Annotated in this window: 19 protein-coding genes and 4 pseudogenes; all 23 read left to right on the forward strand. The window is 53.7% G+C overall.

All coding sequences use genetic code 11. From position 1 onward, the window contains the following. The first annotated feature begins 37 nt into the window (after nucleotides 1-37). The 23 genes and pseudogenes from O1V66_RS01660 to O1V66_RS01770 all read left to right on the forward strand — a co-directional run bounded on the left by O1V66_RS01660 (nucleotide 38) and on the right by O1V66_RS01770 (nucleotide 16,995). Complete coding sequence (locus O1V66_RS01660) at nucleotides 38-367, forward strand: head-tail connector protein (protein ID WP_082050987.1); 330 nt, start codon at nucleotides 38-40, stop codon at nucleotides 365-367. After that, complete coding sequence (locus O1V66_RS01665) at nucleotides 367-690, forward strand: phage head closure protein (RefSeq protein WP_045047456.1); 324 nt, start codon at nucleotides 367-369, stop codon at nucleotides 688-690. Before O1V66_RS01660 ends, O1V66_RS01665 begins: the two co-directional genes overlap by 1 nt. Then, entirely contained in the window at nucleotides 687-1,133 is a 447-nt protein-coding gene (locus O1V66_RS01670) for an HK97-gp10 family putative phage morphogenesis protein (RefSeq protein WP_045047455.1), read from the forward strand. The genes O1V66_RS01665 and O1V66_RS01670 overlap by 4 nt, the downstream gene beginning before the upstream one ends. Continuing rightward, nucleotides 1,130-1,456 carry a tail completion protein gp17 gene (gp17, locus tag O1V66_RS01675; protein WP_045047454.1) on the forward strand — a complete coding sequence of 109 codons (327 nt, stop codon included), beginning with the start codon at nucleotides 1,130-1,132 and terminating at the stop codon, nucleotides 1,454-1,456. Before O1V66_RS01670 ends, gp17 begins: the two co-directional genes overlap by 4 nt. Before the next feature lie 62 nt (nucleotides 1,457-1,518). Beyond that, nucleotides 1,519-1,968 carry a phage tail tube protein gene (locus O1V66_RS01680; protein ID WP_045047453.1) on the forward strand — a complete coding sequence of 150 codons (450 nt, stop codon included), beginning with the start codon at nucleotides 1,519-1,521 and terminating at the stop codon, nucleotides 1,966-1,968. A 44-nt stretch (nucleotides 1,969-2,012) separates the two neighbouring features. Then, nucleotides 2,013-2,442, forward strand: a pseudogene (locus O1V66_RS01685) (phage tail assembly chaperone); the annotation flags it as partial. Between the two features lie 25 nt (nucleotides 2,443-2,467). Beyond that, nucleotides 2,468-2,740, forward strand: a complete 273-nt coding sequence (locus tag O1V66_RS01690; protein ID WP_045047451.1) for a phage tail assembly protein T — start codon at nucleotides 2,468-2,470, stop codon at nucleotides 2,738-2,740. Between the two features lie 172 nt (nucleotides 2,741-2,912). Beyond that, nucleotides 2,913-3,368, forward strand: a complete 456-nt coding sequence (locus O1V66_RS01695; RefSeq protein WP_269128045.1) for a hypothetical protein — start codon at nucleotides 2,913-2,915, stop codon at nucleotides 3,366-3,368. 70 nt (nucleotides 3,369-3,438) lie between these two features. Beyond that, a pseudogene (locus O1V66_RS01700) lies at nucleotides 3,439-5,415 on the forward strand (phage tail tape measure protein); the annotation flags it as partial. 613 nt (nucleotides 5,416-6,028) lie between these two features. Beyond that, nucleotides 6,029-6,709, forward strand: coding sequence for a phage tail tape measure protein (locus tag O1V66_RS01705; protein WP_269128320.1), 681 nt, complete (start codon nucleotides 6,029-6,031; stop codon nucleotides 6,707-6,709). A gap of 107 nt (nucleotides 6,710-6,816) precedes the next feature. Then, nucleotides 6,817-7,074, forward strand: a complete 258-nt coding sequence (locus tag O1V66_RS01710) for a phage tail protein (RefSeq protein ID WP_330873444.1) — start codon at nucleotides 6,817-6,819, stop codon at nucleotides 7,072-7,074. A 140-nt stretch (nucleotides 7,075-7,214) separates the two neighbouring features. Then, nucleotides 7,215-7,952 (forward strand): phage minor tail protein L, encoded by a 738-nt coding sequence (locus O1V66_RS01715; protein ID WP_045047448.1) that lies wholly within the window; start codon nucleotides 7,215-7,217, stop codon nucleotides 7,950-7,952. A 2-nt stretch (nucleotides 7,953-7,954) separates the two neighbouring features. Further along, on the forward strand, nucleotides 7,955-8,689 hold the full coding sequence (locus O1V66_RS01720) for a C40 family peptidase (RefSeq protein ID WP_045047447.1): 735 nt from the start codon (nucleotides 7,955-7,957) through the stop codon (nucleotides 8,687-8,689). Next, nucleotides 8,667-8,822 (forward strand): tail assembly protein, encoded by a 156-nt coding sequence (locus O1V66_RS01725; protein WP_269128046.1) that lies wholly within the window; start codon nucleotides 8,667-8,669, stop codon nucleotides 8,820-8,822. The genes O1V66_RS01720 and O1V66_RS01725 overlap by 23 nt, the downstream gene beginning before the upstream one ends. Then, the gene (locus tag O1V66_RS01730) at nucleotides 8,819-9,292 is read left to right on the forward strand and encodes a tail assembly protein (protein ID WP_269128047.1); all 474 of its coding nucleotides are present in this window, start codon (nucleotides 8,819-8,821) and stop codon (nucleotides 9,290-9,292) included. Before O1V66_RS01725 ends, O1V66_RS01730 begins: the two co-directional genes overlap by 4 nt. Nucleotides 9,293-9,345: 53 nt before the next feature. Next, nucleotides 9,346-11,869: pseudogene (locus O1V66_RS01735) on the forward strand (TipJ family phage tail tip protein); the annotation flags it as partial. A gap of 1,724 nt (nucleotides 11,870-13,593) precedes the next feature. Then, nucleotides 13,594-14,061: pseudogene (locus O1V66_RS21975) on the forward strand (phage tail tip fiber protein); the annotation flags it as partial. Then, a complete protein-coding gene (locus tag O1V66_RS01745) occupies nucleotides 14,061-14,327 on the forward strand; it encodes a hypothetical protein (protein ID WP_045047445.1) in 267 nt (88 codons plus the stop codon). The pseudogene O1V66_RS21975 and the gene O1V66_RS01745, both read left to right, overlap by 1 nt. 16 nt (nucleotides 14,328-14,343) lie before the next feature. Continuing rightward, on the forward strand, nucleotides 14,344-14,988 hold the full coding sequence (locus O1V66_RS01750; RefSeq protein ID WP_152623595.1) for a hypothetical protein: 645 nt from the start codon (nucleotides 14,344-14,346) through the stop codon (nucleotides 14,986-14,988). A 122-nt stretch (nucleotides 14,989-15,110) separates the two neighbouring features. After that, complete coding sequence (locus tag O1V66_RS01755) at nucleotides 15,111-15,734, forward strand: hypothetical protein (protein WP_269128048.1); 624 nt, start codon at nucleotides 15,111-15,113, stop codon at nucleotides 15,732-15,734. Between the two features lie 261 nt (nucleotides 15,735-15,995). Continuing rightward, nucleotides 15,996-16,280: a hypothetical protein gene (locus O1V66_RS01760; RefSeq protein ID WP_045047443.1), complete on the forward strand. Its 285-nt coding sequence runs from the start codon at nucleotides 15,996-15,998 to the stop codon at nucleotides 16,278-16,280. An 81-nt stretch (nucleotides 16,281-16,361) separates the two neighbouring features. Continuing rightward, on the forward strand, nucleotides 16,362-16,601 hold the full coding sequence (locus O1V66_RS01765; RefSeq protein WP_045047442.1) for a hypothetical protein: 240 nt from the start codon (nucleotides 16,362-16,364) through the stop codon (nucleotides 16,599-16,601). A gap of 1 nt (nucleotide 16,602) precedes the next feature. Beyond that, the gene (locus O1V66_RS01770) at nucleotides 16,603-16,995 is read left to right on the forward strand and encodes a HumD family translesion DNA polymerase (protein ID WP_045047608.1); all 393 of its coding nucleotides are present in this window, start codon (nucleotides 16,603-16,605) and stop codon (nucleotides 16,993-16,995) included. Nucleotides 16,996-17,001 lie beyond the last annotated feature (6 nt).

Here is a 17,001-nt window from a genome sequence, read left to right on the forward strand (position 1 = left end):
ACTTGTGGGAGGGGGCGGGTGACCGCCCCAATAGCCGATGGCGATTACCGTGACAGATTTGGTCGATATCGAAGAGCTTCGACAGCACATCGAATTCGACGGTGATGACCGCGATGCATTAATCAGACGCTACGCGCAGGGCGCATTGGAACTTTGCCTAAAGTGGTGTGACAACCCCGCGTGGAAGGTTGCAGGTGATATTCCTGCACCGGTTGTCAACGCCACGCTACTCGTCTTTGCAGACTTGTTTGAACATCGGACAAGTCAAAGTGAAGTGCAGCTTTATGATAACCGCGCAGCCCAAAACCTGATGTGGCCTTACCGCTGCTTTCGCGACAGTCAGCCAGTCGAAAAGGGAGACGGATAATGGAGCCAGGGCGCTTTAGACATCGCGTCATTATTCAGACGCTGAAGACTATCCGTTCGCCTTCGGGCCAGCCGGTAGAGGAGTGGGTGGATTCGCCTCCCGTATCTGCCGAGGTCAAGGCTATTTCGGGGGCCGAACTTATGAGGTCGGGTGCCGAGCTTGCAGAGGCAAAATATCGTGTCTGGATGAGATACAGAGACGATATCGATGCCACGTCGCGATTGTTGTTTCGCGGACAAATCTTCGAGATAACATCGCCGCCGATGCCCAATGCCAAGTTCAGCCGACTGGAAATCCTTTGCGGCGCAGGAGTTAAACAATGATTGGTGCAAATCTTGATTTTGGCGACCTGCTCAGGCTTACCGAGGATTTGGACACACTGAGCAAGTCGGAAACGAAGCAGGTACTGAATAAGGCCGCACGCGCCGGTGCCGAGGTGCTGAGAGCCGCGGTCGAAAACAATGCACCAGTACGCACGGGCAAGTTAAAAAGGAACGTTGTCGTCCTGAGCAGAAAATCGGGACCCGGCGAGGCGGTGGCCGGCGTGCATATTCGGGGCACCAATCCGTCAGGGACCAACAGCGATACGACCACCAAAGGGTCTAGCCAAAACAATGCCTTTTACTGGCGATTTATCGAATTGGGTACGTCGAAAATGCCTGCAAATCCCTTTGTCCGTCCGGCGTACGATACCAATCAGGAATTGGCGGCTCAGGCAGGTTTCGACATGCTGAATGCAGCCATTGATGAGGTATTGTCGAAATGACCGAATCACAAATCTATCCGTTGTTGGCCACGTTGTGTAAAGGGAATGTTTTTCCTTATGTAGCGCCGCAGAAAACGCTCGCACCGTGGATCGTGTTTAGTCTCCCGACGGAAACGGGTGATGACGTGTTGAACGGACAGTCTGGCTATACCTCGACGTCGCTACAGGTTGATGTCTATGCCAAGACTATCGACGAGGCCAACGAAATTCATCGTCAAGTCGCGTTGGCCATAAACCCCTTGATGCCTGTTTCGCTGATGAAAACAAAGAGCTATGAATCGGACACTGGCCTTAATCGGGTCACTGTCGAAGTGCAGGTTTAATTGTATCCGCTTTATCAACCATCACCGCCTACGGGCGGTTTTTTTATGTCTGGAGAAAACTAATGGCCAGTAAGTACGAAAAAACGCAAGGCACCAAGGTGAGCATTTCGAGTGCCGTTGCCACCGAGGCAAACCCGACCGGCGCAACCTGGCTTGATGCCGAATGTGCAACGAAAGAAATCAGCTTTACCGGCGGACAGAAGGCCGACATTGACGTGACCACACTCTGTTCTACCGAACAGGAAAATACCAACGGTCTGCCGGCTCAGGCCGAAATAACTATTTCCCGTAACTGGAGCGGTGACGAAGATGCGCAGGAGGCATTGCAAGCTGCCTACGACAACGACGAACTTCGTGCGATCCGCGTGATTTTCCCGTCCGGCAACGGCTATGCCTATCTTGCCGAGGTTCGTCAGAACTCCTGGTCTGCCTCGACGTCCGGCATTGTTACTGCATCGTACACCTTGCGTATCAAGGGAAAACCGGTGCGCATTCGTCCGGCAACTCTCTAAGCGGCAGCCGCCGCTTTTCTCCCGATCATATGGAATAAATTCGAATGACCAATAAATCTGCCAAACCTTCTCTACGCGAACTCGCCCTGGCCCCGCTTTCCGGTTTCCGTAAAAAAGAAGTATTCGTACCCGATTGGGGCGTTACGGTAACTGGTTCGTGAGCCTTCGGCCGCAGGGTGGCTCGAATGGCGTCAACTTTTCGAGCTACCGGATGATGAGGGCGATCAGCCTAATCCTGATACCGAACAGGAAAATTCAAAAGAGGCTGCGCTACCGCTCACAGCTGCACAGCAGGCAAATCGCAACTTGAAGTCCGACGTGATCCTGTTTATCGACATTCTGCTGGATGAAGACCTGAAACCCGTGTTTACGCTGGCAGATAAGGAAAAAGTTGAAGCCATTTACGGTCCGGTACATTCCCGCTTGCTTCGCCAGGCGCTGGATCTTGGCCGCTCGGAAGACATCGAAAAAAGTCCGAACCCCAGGAACCCTCTTCCTGATGACGCTTGCGCTCCGATTGGGGCGCACGCTTCAAGAACTGAAAGAAACGCTGACGGCTACGGAGCTTAAGATGTGGATGGAGTTCGATAAGGTCAACCCGATTAGCGACCGGCGCGGAGACAGGCAGGCGGCCCAGATTACGGCGGCAATTTTCAATGCCCAGGGTGGAAACGTGAGTTTGGAAGACGCCACATTGCAGTGGGGTGTTGAGCCTGAAGAAGCGGACGATAGCAATGGGCTGGAAGGATTCCTCGGGAAATTGGCCGACTAATTTTTATTAAAAATGTTGGTTAGAACTAAGAATAAAAGTACATAAGTTGATCTAAATCCCCTCCTTGATAGTATGTCACTTATAAATACCAAGGAGGTTTTATTTTGAAAAAAGTTTCATCACTGCGTTTATATGCATGTTCATTACGAGTTGTTCACGACCAGTTCCTGAATTGGTAGATAGCGTAGACTCGGATTTAAGGCTTGCTAAAATATATAGTACTAACGATTTTAACTTAGCACAGTTGAAAGCAGATAGACTTTGTGGGAACAAATCTTATTATTTAAAAATAGTTTACGATAGTGAGAAAGATATAAATTCAAAATACCCAGATTTGGTGCCGTATGTTGGATTACCTTTTAGCTGTGATGTTAAAGGTGCTGCAACAGCAGGGAATTTAGAAGCAAAAAAAATAGTAGAGGCTGAGAGAGAGAAACTCTATAAAGATTTGGATGCAGCTTATAGGCATCAATATGAGGTTCATAAAGCTTATGCCAAGAAGTATGGGGGCGATACTTATAGCGTTGAATTACCCGATGGTAGTATAGAAGCCCATAGTTTCGATAGTGATGGTAGCGCTTGTCACAGTAGCGCAAATCAATTCGGGGGTGAAACCTACTGCGATTGATAAATATTTATCACCCGATTATTAATTGAATTAACACACCCGCTTCGGCGGGTTTTTTATTAGGTGAAGCATGGCAACTTTACGCGAATTAATCATCAAAATATCCGCCAACTCTACTTCATTTCAGAGTGAGATAGCGCGTGCCTCCCGAATGGGCGAGAACTACTATCGAACTATGGAGCAGGGTAGTCGTCGCGCGGAGTCTGCATCACGACAAAGCCAACGCGCTATTTCAGAGTTGAATGAAGAATTGTCAGGCATTGGTGAAATGGCCAAAGGTGTGGCCGGAGTATTTGCCGGCGCGTTTGCCACGGGCCACCTTATTGGTCTGGCGGATGAATGGAATCAGGTTAATGCGCGTTTAAAACAAGCCTCAAACTCCACTTCTGATTTTAGTAAAAACCAAAGTGCACTGATGGCTATCAGTCAGGCGACTGGTACGGCATTCGGAGATAATGCCAACCTTTTCGCGCGGTTCTGCTGCTTCAATGCGTGAATTCGGCTATCAGTCACAAGATGTTCTCAACGTCACGGAAGCAGTCGCGACGGGATTAAAATTATCAGGGGCCAGTGCAGAGGAAAGCGGCTCAGTCATCACGCAGTTCAGCCAGGCATTGGCGCAGGGCGTGCTACGCGGCGAAGAATTCAACGCAGTAAATGAGGCCGGTGACCGTGTTATTCGCGCCCTGGCCGCGGGAATGGGCGTTGCTCGAAAAGACCTTAAATCAATGGCGGATCAGGGGCAGCTGACCATTGATAAGGTTGTGCCGGCGCTTATAAGCCAATTGGGGAAACTGCGTGGTGAATACCAAAGCTTGCCAGCTTCGGTAAGTGGTTCAGTCACTAAGGTAGAAAACGCCTTTCAGGCATGGGTGGGCGCTCAAAACCAGACTACGGGTTCCACGGCAAAGCTCAGTGTAATACTCGACGGATTAGCCAATAACATTGATACCGTTGCCTCGTCATTGGGTATTTTAGTTGGCTTGGGTGCAGCGCGTTATTTCGGTGGCATGGCTTCGGGGATTGTCTCTGCTACAGGAGCGATGGTGGCAGCACAGCGCAGTGAAGTCGCCTTGGCCGCCGCGCAGGTTCGGGGTACACAGGTTGCGACTGCTCGAGCGCGTGCAGCGGTATACCGTGCCCAACAAGCAAAAGCGGCCGCGACCTCCGCAGACCTACAGGCAGCGGCAGAAAAAGGCTTAGTGCGGCGCAGGCGCAAGTTACTCGAAACACTGCTGCCCGTGAAGCGGCGCAAAATCGTTTGAACTCAGTTACATCGGTAGGTATGCGGCTTGCTGGTGGGATGTTGAGTGCTGTCGGAGGTATTCCAGGTATAGTTTTAGGATTGGGAGCTGCTTGGCTTTATTCATATCAAAAAACCGAGCAGGCGCGGCAGGAGGCGCAGGAATACGCAAAAACCATTGATGATATTAAACAAAAAACTAGTTCGATGGCCTTACCCGAGGCTGATAATAGCCTACAAAACACTCAAAAATCCTATGATGAACAAAACAGGCTGGTAGAAGAGCAGGCTGATAAAGTTAGAAAATTAAAGAATGAAATTGCCGGTTATCAAAAAATAGTTTCGAATCCGGGGCTGACCGAATTGGCATTTGGCATGAGTTCGAGTGACGCAGCGAGTGCACTGAGCGAGGCAACCCAAAAACTTGCTGTGGAGCAGGAAAGGCTCACTGAGATGCAGTCCAAATCTCAACAGATTCAGGAAGTATTGGAAGGTTTGGAAAACCGGCGAGTCACTTTGATCCGTCAACAGGCAGCGGAGCAAAACTTGGCTTATCAGTCGCTGGTAATGATGAACGGGCAACATACCGAGTTTAACCGCCTTCTAACTCTGGGAAACTCCCTACTGCAAACTCGTTCAGGTCTTGTAACTGCGCCCATGCGGTTACCGCAGGTTGATGTCTCGACCCAAGACCAACAAACGTTATTACAGAAACAGCAGCAGGCAGAACTGGCAGGCTTGACAGGACTCGCAAGAGTGCGAAAGCAGGCCCAGTTCGAACTTCAAAAAATGGGTAGAACAGGCCCTGAAAACGCCACCTACGCTATTGACTACACCCACGCGGCAGAAAATGAATATTACAACACCCAGAATGTGGCCAATGCAAAAAAGGCGGCCACCGATGCCACCAATGCCCACAACAAGGCGGAGCGAGAAGCCGCTCAGGTAGCAGAACAATATTCACGTAAAGTTGCCGATCTCAGTATTGCCATCGAAGTTCAAAAGGTCAGGTCTAAGGAGGGTGAGGACGCCGCCGAACTGTACGCTGCTTCGCATCAGGCCGGAACAAAGTGGACCGATGAACAAATCAAGTCAGTGCGTAGCCTGTCCACTGAATATGCAAAGTGGAATCAAAAGGCTGATGAAAACGTCAAGAAACAGAGAGACCAGGCAGAGGCGCTCAAGGATCTGGGGAGGCGGCAAGGAAATACCGTGATGATGCCCAGCTCAACAGAGATACGGCAGGGCTTAGCGACCGTCAGCGTCAGATGTATGAAGATCGCCAACAGGTAGGGCGCGTATTTGCCAAGACCAATACTGACTCTCCAGCGGCAATCGCCGCATACAATGACGCACTGAAAGCTCTGGGTGAAAAAATAAGTCAATTGCCGCCGCGCAAGCCGATTGGCAATCAGGGATCAGCAAAGGTTATAGCAACTGGATGGAAAGCGTCAGCAATATCAGCGGCACGGTATCTCAGGGAATTGAGAACACCATGTCAAGCGCACTGGACAACACGGCGGCCATGCTGACCGGCAGTAAAGCCGACTGGAAAAGCTGGGGGCTATCGGCGCTGCAAATGATAGCCAAAGTCGGCCTGCAAATGGCGATTGTTGGTTCAATGGGCGGCGGTAAATCCTCCGGCCTGTTCGGTTCATTGGTCAATGGGGTGGCCGGATATCTTGGTGGGTCAACGAGTACCGCCGCCGCTGCAGGAGGCTCGACGGGATTCAGTACCGGTGCTTACAGCAACCTGGCATTTAATGCCAAGGGCGGCGTCTATGACTCGCCGTCCTTGAGTGATTTTAGTAACGGCGTGTACGACAAGCCCCAGATGTTCGCGTTTGCAAAAGGTGCAGGGATATTTGGCGAGGCGGGGCCGGAGGCCATTATGCCGCTGACGCGTTCTGCCGATGGTTCCCTTGGCGTCAGGGCGATTGGCGGCGGTGACAGCGGGGCTAAAAGTGCAGGTTCTACCACAATACACGTGGAGGTCCCCGTTACCTTGGTTCAGGGGGGATACCGGTGGGGCCTCGTCATCGGATCCTTCAGGCATCGCCGCACAGCTTTCAGGTATCGTCCAAAGGGAAGTGTCTGACAGATTTCGCAAGGAAATTGCTCCAGGTGGTTTGTTGTACAATATGAAATAGCTCCTCTTCAATGCTTAACTTTCTTCCCGCTTCGGCGGGTTTTTATAGGTGAAACATGGCTACCGACACTTTCACATGGTGCGTTCAGGTCAATGCGTCCGAGGAAATCAAGGTTTCCAGCCTGCAGGCGCAGTTCGGCGACGGATATAAACAGGTAGCCGAGAACGGCATTAATTCGGCGGCCCAAACGTGGACCCTGTCATGCAACGGCAAACTTGACGACATGAGGCCGGTGCGTGCCTTTTTAAAAAGTCACGTCACGGCGTCTTTCTGGTGGGTTAATCCGTGGGGGAGAGAAATCTCTACAGGGTGACATCGGATTCTATCAAGCCGACATTCGTGAACGGTAATTTCGTCGGCATTGCTTTTGTGTTCGAGCAGGCGGTTCGCCCCTAAATTACTGTCAGGTTATCAGAGGCTGCCCACGGGCGGCCTTTTTCATTTGGAGCAACCATGAACTTTACGCAGGACGTGCAGGCGCTCGAGCCTGGTCAACTTATTACGCTGATTGAAATCGACGGGGCAGAGTTCGGGCTTGATAGTGTATTGAGATTTCATGCACACAATATTTCTCTTTCCGGCTGGAAATCCTTTGCCGCCGACAACCTGCCTTCCATTATCTGGCAGGGCCATGAATACGATCCGCACCCCTACGAACTAACAGGCCTTGAGCTGTCGAGTACCGGCTCGCAGCCAACGCCGACGCTTTCCGTGGGCAACGTCGGAAACAACGTCACCGCGCTGTGCCTGCAGTATGACGATATGGTCAAGGCCAAGGTCAAAATCCATACCACGCTTGCCAGGTATCTCGATGCCGCGAACTGGACTGCAGGTAACCCCAACGCCAGCCCGACGGAGGAGCGCGTTCAGCTTTTTTATATCAATTCCAAAAAGGCCGAAACCCGCGTGCAGGTCGATTTCGAACTGTGCTCGCCTTTTGACGTACAGAGCCTTCAACTGCCGACGCGGCAAATCACCCCCGTTTGCACCTGGTGTATGCGCGGATGGTATCGCACAGGGACGGGCTGCGATTACAACGGGAATGCCTACTTTATGAAAGACGGCACGCCGACCGACAATCCGGCGCTCGATGTCTGCGGCGGTCGGCTTACGGACTGTAAAAAACGTTTTGGCGACACCAGCCCGTTACCCTTCGGCGGCTTCCCGGCTGCAAACCTACAGGGGAAATAACCATGCGTGAAAAGCTGATGAACGAGATCCGGGCGCATGTAGCCGAGCAATATCCCAGCGAAGCCTGCGGCCTCGTTGTCCAGACCGGCACGTCACAAATCTTTTTCAGGTGCCGCAACGTGGCCGATAACCCAGGTGACAACTTCACCGTGTCGCCCGACGACTACCTCGCCGCCTCTTCGCGGGGTGAGATTATTATGGTTGTCCATTCACACCCCGACGTGGTGCAGCTTATCCCGTCGGAGTTGGACCGTATCCAGTGCGATCACTCGGGCATCGAGTGGGGGATTATGTCGTGGCCGGACGGCGATTTCTGCACGCTGTCCCCTCGCGGAGATCGGGAGCTGGCCGGTCGCCGCTGGGTACTCGGTCATGCCGACTGCTGGTCGCTCATCATGGACTATTACCGAATAGAGCACGACATCACGGTAAAAAATTATTCGGTCGAACGGGAGTGGTGGGTGGACGGTGACGAAAACCTGTATGACGACAACTGGCAGGCCGAGGGTTTTGTCGAAGTGGATCCGGCATCCATGCAGGTGGGGGATATGGTGATGATGCAGGTTCAGTCCTCGGTGACCAACCACGCCGCCATTTATCTGGGTGACAACATCATCCTTCATCATCTGGCCGGCAATCTTTCCTCACGCGTGCCTTACGGCAAATATTATCGGGACCGCACGGTGCGTGTCGTGCGCAGAAAGGAGCTGATGAATGATCAAGACCATGACGCTTGAGGGGGCGGCCGGTAAACAGTTTGGCCGCATACACCGCTATCACGTATCGGACGTTAACGAGATGATCCGGGCGATGTGTTCGCAGGTGAAGGGCTTTAAAAGTATCTCTCCAACGCCCACCTCAGCGGCGTGAAATTCGCCTTTTACAGCGGCAACAACAATATTTCCGTGGAAGAGTTCGAGATGACCGGCGCAGCCGAGCATTTTCGTATGGTCCCCATCATCGAGGGGGCAAAACGGGGCGGGACGCTGCAAATCGTGATCGGGGCCGTTGCCCTGGTTGCGGCTTTCTTTACCGCTGGCGCATCGTTTGCAGCATTTGCGGCGGCCAGCGGTATCAGTGCCACCGCCGTCACCGCGACCACCACTGCGCTGGTGGGAATTGGTCTGAGCATGACGCTGGGCGGCGTGGTGCAGTTGCTCACCCCGCAGGCCAAATATGATGTCGGTGCCTCGTCCAGCGCCGACAACAAGGCAAACTATGCCTTCGGCTCGGCGGTCAATACCGTGGCAATGGGGTATCCCGTACCGCTGCTTTACGGCCAGCGGGAAATCGGCGGGGCCATCATCAGCGCCGGCATCTTTTCCAGCGACCAGCAGTAATTTCCTGTCGATTTTAACCTACCCGCTATGGCGGGTTTTTTTATGGGTGAAACATGCAACAACACGATGCTGAAGCCGTGATCCGTGGTGCCAAGGGCGGTGGCGGTAGTGCCTATACGCCTGTTGAACAGAGTGACGATTTACTCTCGGAAGCCAAGCTTAAAATGGTGATTGCGTTGTCCGAGGGAGAAATTCAGGGCGAACTGGTGGCCCAGCAAATTTTTCTGGACGATACCCCGCTGGCGAACGACGACGGGACCTATAACTTTACCGGCGTAAATTGGGATTATCGCGTCGGGACGCAGGATCAGGATTATCTGCAGGGCTTGCCGGAAATCGACAACGAGTCCTCGGTGTCAATCGAAGTGAAATCGACATCACCCTGGACACGCCAGTTTTCCAATCTGTCTCTTGATGCCGTACGCATCAAGTTGAGCCTGCCCGTCCAGTATAAATATCAGGACAACGGGGACATGGTGGGATCGGTGACGCAGTATGCCATTGACCTTTCGGTTGACGGCGCGGCCTATACCACCGTGGTAAACGGCACTTTCGACGGGAAAACCACGTCGGAATATCAGCGCGATCATCGCATCAACCTGCCGACGGCCACGTCTGGATGGAATATTCGCGTGCGCCGTATCACCGCCGATTCGACCTCGACCAAGCTGGTGGATGCGTTCAAGGTGTTTTCCTTTGCCGAGGTTATCGACAGCAAACTGCGCTATCCGAACACGGCGTTGCTTTATATCGAACTCGACTCCAGCCAGTTTAACGGCAGCGTGCCGAAAACTACCTGCAAACCCAAGGGTAAACTCATTCGGGTACCCACCACCTACGATCCGATTAACCGGACTTACAGCGGGACGTGGGCGGGTGATTTCAAGATTGCCTACAGCAATAATCCGGCATGGATTTTCTATGACCTGGTGCTCGATGAGATCTACGGCATGGGGAACCGCGTCGATGCGTCGATGATTGATAAATGGGAGCTGTACAGCATTGCGCAGTACTGCGACGAACCCGTTTCCAACGGGGCCGGCGCGACCGAACCGCGCTTTACCTGCAACGTTTTTATTCAGAGCCAGCAGGATGCCTACACCGTATTGAAAGACCTGGCCGCAGTGTTCAGGGGGATAACGTTCTGGGGCAACGATCAGATTTATGTTCGCGCCGACGTGCCGCAGGACGACGTCGATTTTACCTACCACAGCGCCAACGTCATTGATGGGCTGTTTACCTATGCCGGCGGGTCCTATAAAAACCGCTATACCTCCTGTCAGGTGGGTTGGTCAGATCCGATTAACCACTACACCGACACCATTGAAAGCGTTTACGACGCCGACCTGGTGGAGCGCTATGGCTGGAACGAAACGCAGCTGACCGCGGTGGGCTGCACCTCTCAAAGCGAAGCGCACCGCCGTGGGCGCTGGGTGCTGCTGTCCAACGCCAAGGACGGCACCGTTTCATTCGGCGTGGGCCTCGATGGCTATATCCCGATGCCGGCGGAAATTATCGGAATTGCCGATCCTTTCCGTGCCGGTAAGGCAAACGGCGGGCGTATCAAGTCGGTTGCGGGCAATAGCATCACCGTGGACCGCGCGGCAGACTATGGCGTTGGCGACCGGATGGTGGTGAACCTGCCGGACGGTACGGCACAGACGCGCACCATCAGCGCCGTCAGTGCGGACAAAAAGACCTTTACCGTGGCGACCGCCTATCGCATGACGCCGGTGGCCGGTGCCGTCTGGGCCATTGACAGCGATAATCTGGCTATCCAGTATTTTCGTATTACGTCTATCGGCATGAACAACGACGGGACGTTTACCGTCTCGGGTGTGCAGCACGATCCGAACAAATATCGCTACATCGACGATGGGGTCAAGGTCGATGCCGCGCCAATCACCATTACGCCAACCAGCGTGATGAAGGCACCGGCAAACATCGTGATCACCGAAGTGGACCACGTCGCCCAGGGTCTGACGGTCGCCACGTTGCAGGCTTCGTGGGACAAGGTGGAGGGCGCAATCAACTACACCGCGCAGTGGAGAAAGGACAACGGCGAATGGGTCAACGTGGGCAAGACCAGCGCCCAGGGATTTGCCGTGCAGGGAATTTATGCGGGCGTCTACGATGTCAGGGTGCGGGCCGTCAACGCTTCCGAAGTCTCTTCCCCGTGGGGATATGCCGACTCCACGTCGTTAAGTGGCAAGGTAGGTAAGCCAGGCACGCCGCAAAATCTTCTGGCCACTGACGATGTGCTCTGGAATATCAATATCAGCTGGGCGTTTCCGGCCGGCAGCGGCGACACGGCCTACACGGAAATTCAGCAATCGACTACGGATGACCATCAAAACCCGCTGCTGCTGGTGACGGTGCCTTACCCGGGAGCAATCTATCAGCACGGGCCGTTACCGGCAGGGGTGCGCCGGTGGTACCGTGCCCGCCTGGTTGACCGTATCGGTAACGTGGGGGACTGGACTGACTTTGTCATGGGAACGTCGTCTATCAATACTTCCGAAATTCTGGACGACATTACCAATACGGTGCTCAATTCCGAGCTGGGCAAGCAACTGTTCTCGCGGGTTGACTCTGTCGAGGACAGCGTTGAAAGCCTTGGCGCCACGGTCAGTTCCGGCATTGATTCTATCAACAACATCAATACCCGTATTGACCAGACCAACGACTATCTTCAGCAGAACGTCACGGCGGCGGGGCAGCAGATAGCCGACGCCAATTCCCGTATCGAACAGGTAAACAGTGACCTTCAGGGCAAGGTTGATCAGACCAACGCCAACATTGACCAGGTTAACGGCTCTCTTCAGCAAAAAATCGAGGACATTACAGGCGGCGACGCCTCGTCGATTGCCGACGTAATCACGCAAATCGATACGTTGCAGGACGCCGACATGGCGCTGGGCAGCCGGATAGATGCCGTGGTCGCAAAAAATGAGGATAACGCAGCCGCTGTCGCCTCCGAAACCACCGCACGCACCGACGCCGACGCCGCATTAGGTTCGCGCATCGATACCGTCAATGCACAGGTAGGTGACAACAAGACGGCCATTACCAGTGAACAAAAGGCGCGTGCAGACGCCGACACCGCCCTGGGCAGTCGCATTGACAGCATCAAGGCCACGTCTGACGGCAACACGTCGGCCATCACCTCGGAGCAGAAAGCGAGAACGGACGCCGACAGTGCGCTGGGTAGCCGAATTGACTCTGTCAAAACGACCACCGACGGCAATACCTCGGCCATTGCCTCTGAAGCGTCGGCACGCACCACGGCGGATACCTCCCTCGGCACGCGGATTGACACGCTGAATACCACAGTGGGCAACAACACCACCGCCATTACGACCGAACAAAAGGCACGTTCGGACGCCGACACGGCGCTGGGCAGCCGCATTGATTCGATTAAAACCACAACCGACAGCAACACGTCGGCCATTACCACCGAGACGAAGGCACGTACCTCGGCGGATACGGCGCTGGGATCACGAATCGACAGTCTGACAACCACCGTTGGGAGCAATACAACGGCTATCACCACCGAACAGAAAGCACGCTCCGATGCCGACACGGCGCTGGGCAGTCGCCTTGACGCCATCAAAACGACTACCGACAGCAATACCTCGGCCATCACTTCCGAGGTATCGGCACGGACCACAGCCGACAGTGCGCTGGGTACGCGAATTGATAGCCTGACGACAACCGTCGGCAACAATACCACGGCAATAACCACCGAGCAGAAGGCACGGGCCGATGCCGATACCGCGCTGGGCAGCCGTATTGACGTAATCAAGACCACGACCGACAACAATACGGCGGCTATCACGTCCGAAGCCTCCTCCCGCACGACGGCCGACACGGCGCTGGGTAAGCGTATCGATGCCGTGCAGGCAACGACCGACGCGAATGTTGCGGCCATTTTATCGGAGTCCACCGCTCGGGCCGATGCCGATACCGCGCTGGGGACAAGGATTGATAGCGTGCAGGCGACGACAGGGCAAAACACGGCGGATATCACCAGCCTGCAGAGCGCCCAGACAACCACTGCCGGCGCGGTTGCCGACTTTACCCAGCAGACAGCGGCGTCGTTCAGCAGCGCCGCCGTGGCCGCCATTGAAAATGCGCTATCCAACGACAAGGATGCGCAAACTCAACGTGCTGTCTCGGGGAATATTCGCGCCCAGGTGGTGACAACCCAAAAAGCACAGGCCGATGCAGACAGGGCATTTGCACAGTACCAGCAGACTGTTCAGACCCAGTTTGACACCACGACCGCCGCGGTCCAGACCACGTCGTCTGCGGTAACGGATTTAAAGGGCAATGTTGCCGCCATGTACAGCATCAAGTTGGGGGTTACCAGCAACGGCACCTATTACGCGGCGGGAATGGGGATCGGCATCGAAAACACCCCGAACGGAATGCAAACCAACGTGGCGTTTCTGGCGAGTAACTTTACCGTGATGACCGATGTTAACGGTTCGCCCCGCGCCTTCTTTGCGGTGCGGAACGGCCAGACGTTTATGAATGAAGCCTTTATCCAGGACGGCACAATCGACAACGCCAAAATAGGGTCATTTATTCAATCGACCAACTATGACGGCGTTTCGAAGGGCTGGAGGCTGGATAAGGGCGGGACCTTCGTGAATTTCGGTTCGGACAATACCGGCAAGATGAAACAGACCAACAACCGCATAGCGATTGCCGATGCGGCGGGAAATCTTATCGTCGAGCTTGGCGTGATCACGGGAGCGTTCTGATGGCAATGGGCGCACGGCTTTATATAAACGGCACCTCTTTTGATGTCGTCAACGCGTTTCTGCCTTCCTATTACCTCGATATTATCAGCGGCACGGTGTCGGGTAGCAAAGCCCAGGCCGTGCCGACGGGGAAACTGATGAAGGCGGAAATATTTGCACTTTCAATGGGGGGAACAGGCACAGCGCCGAGCTATTCAATAAGCGGCAACGTGATTAGCTGGGCAAACCTTTCCTCTCAATATCAGCTTATTGTTTACGCGGAGTAATTTCATGGCTTACGGGATGTCCATACGGACCGACGCGGGGCAGTTCGTTGCCTCTCCCGACGTAACCCCGCTGCTGCTGGCACAGGTTATCGACTATGCCGTCCCCTCGGGCGGCAACGTTCAAATTCAGACCAACATTCCAAACGGGATTAACTGCATCGTTTTTCAGCGTGCAAGCGTTGCCGGATGTGGATGTTTCCTCAGCGTGGTAAACGGCTCGGTCAATAAGGTGATCAGTATTGGTAATGCGTCACCCACCGCGTCGCCGACGTTCACGGTCAGGTTTTATGTCTTTGCCAACATTGTGCTCAAGCGACCTTCCGTCGGGATCGTGTTCTATAAAAATGGCGTGTGCATTTATTCGGGCCGTAGCCTGCCGCTAAGGTTGCTTAGAGGATCCACGCAGTCAAATCCTGGCGTCCCCTGCGCTGTTGTGGGCGGATATCTGGATTATCAGTTCCAGCCCACGTCGCCAGGCAATAACTTTATCGGCGTAGACACAATTTTTGGTCTGTGCGCGAGCAATGCCGGTGTCGAGAGGGGAGCCATCATCGTCAGAAATACCTCATCCGGCATGGCGCTGTCGCCGCCGGTCATGAGCAACTATCTGTATATCGAGACGTCCTTCTACGACGCCTATTATCAAAATTCCCTCAGCTGAAACGTATATTCAAAACCCTCTATCAGTTTTGCGGCGCATGACTGATGCACACCTATTTTTGATTAAAAACTTTTTAGAATCAAAATCATCCAATTCTGGATAATAAAACCACGGAGATTTTTATGGCTGGCAACTGGTATAAAACCGGCACGGCAAAAGTAACGAAGGGCAGCGCGGTCGTCACCGGTACAGGCACTGCATGGGCCGACAACAAACAGGGCATTGGCCCAGGGCAAATGTTTTTGGTACCTGGTTCCGGCACCGTGCTGATGTTCGAAATCCTGAGCGTTGACAGCAATACGCAGCTGACGCTGGCGAGCACATTTACCGGCACCACGGCCACGGCGGCGGCCTACGCCATCCCGTCCTTTTATGTCGATTCGGTGCCGGACTTTGCCCGACGCCTCGCCGCGCAGCTGAGTTACTACCAAAGCCAGATGGACGGCTGGCAGCAAATCATGACCGGCACCGGCACCATTGCTCTGACCGCGCCGGACGGGACCACGGTTAACCTCAGCAGTTTTGCCAAGCTAACCGCAGACATGGCCTCGAAAGCGGCAAAGGGGGTCAATTCTGATATTACCCAGATTACGGGTTTAACCACCATGCTTGCCGTTAGTCAGGGGGGACGGGAGCAAACACCGAGTCCTTGGCGCGAACGAAATTGGGCGTGGGCTACTTTAACGGATTGGCCAACCCCGGTGCGGGGGTCGTCAGGTTCCTGCGCTATGACGACTCGGGGTTGATGATCATTACGCGACGATTTTTGGTGTCGGCGGCGGCTACCTCTTCCACAGGGTGGAGTTACAGCTGGCAGTCAGAACTGAGTGTGGGCTTTACGACATATCCAGCGCTATCGGTTTCAGGTTCGGGTGCCAACTCGGCCGACTGGCGTGTAGGAACTGAAGGTGAGGGAGGAGGCGGGTGCTCCGGTTTTATCAGAAATAATAACGCCGCAACCATTTCAGTCTGGGTCACGGTAATAGCAATCGGGATAAAGGCATAACATGAGCGATCAATTGGACATAAACGAACAGCCGGAAACCGTTTTTGACTCCGGTGACATCCCCATCAATGATGATGCGATCATCACCTCGATTAATTTTGAGGATTCTTCGAAAATGCGCATTGAGCTGGCGATGAGTCGGATACAGCAATATTCCGCTATGGCCGTAGTGGATCCGACATTTAAAGCCAAATACGATGCCTGGGTAGGGTACTACAACAGCATCAAGGACCTCAGTGCGACGAGCAATTATGAAGAACTTTACGGCATTCAACTCCCCGAGTAATTGATTACCCCTCAGCGCTTTTCATTAATGCCCGAACATGATTATACTGTATGCATAACCAGTATAAGTGAGGGCAATCCCATGCCACGTTATAGCGATAAAGTCGGCGCATTCATTGCGGCCGAGCAGGTGCATCCTGGCGGCCGCCGGACCGTTAAAACACAGGACTTCGTTAAGGAGTTGGAAAAAGTAAACTGGCACTTTTCATTAAGCGAGGCCAATGAATGGATCCGGCTCTACGTTACCGGCTACCGCGATATCTCGACACAGGAGGGTGAAGACAAAACCTACCAGTGTTACAACCCCTATGGAGGTTTTTGATATGGCATTCCCATCTCCGGCAGCAGATTACGCAGAAGGAAGGGTCACGCCGAACGTGGCCTGCAAATGGAAAGACAGCCCAGCGCAGTTTTTGGTACACGCGAATGATGCCAGCTGGCGTGCCGGTATCAAAAAGGACGCCGTGCTGGTGGTCAATAAAGCCCGTAAGCCGGTAGACGGCAGCCTGGTGATTGTTGACCATGAGGGAGAGTTTGAGGTCAAGCGCCTCAAAACCGGTTCCGTGATGCGCCTTGAATCATTGGACAATCCCGAGGAGGTTCGACTTATCAGCAGTGGCGATCTGGAGGGGAGCGAAACTATCGTGTGGGGCGTGGTGACGCATATCATCAACGATGCCTGTACTGAAGAGTTTGATGATTGCCCGCTTATCTAACATCGC

Origin of the sequence: Rouxiella chamberiensis, assembly GCF_026967475.1 — a bacterium.
Classification (GTDB): domain Bacteria; phylum Pseudomonadota; class Gammaproteobacteria; order Enterobacterales; family Enterobacteriaceae; genus Rouxiella; species Rouxiella chamberiensis.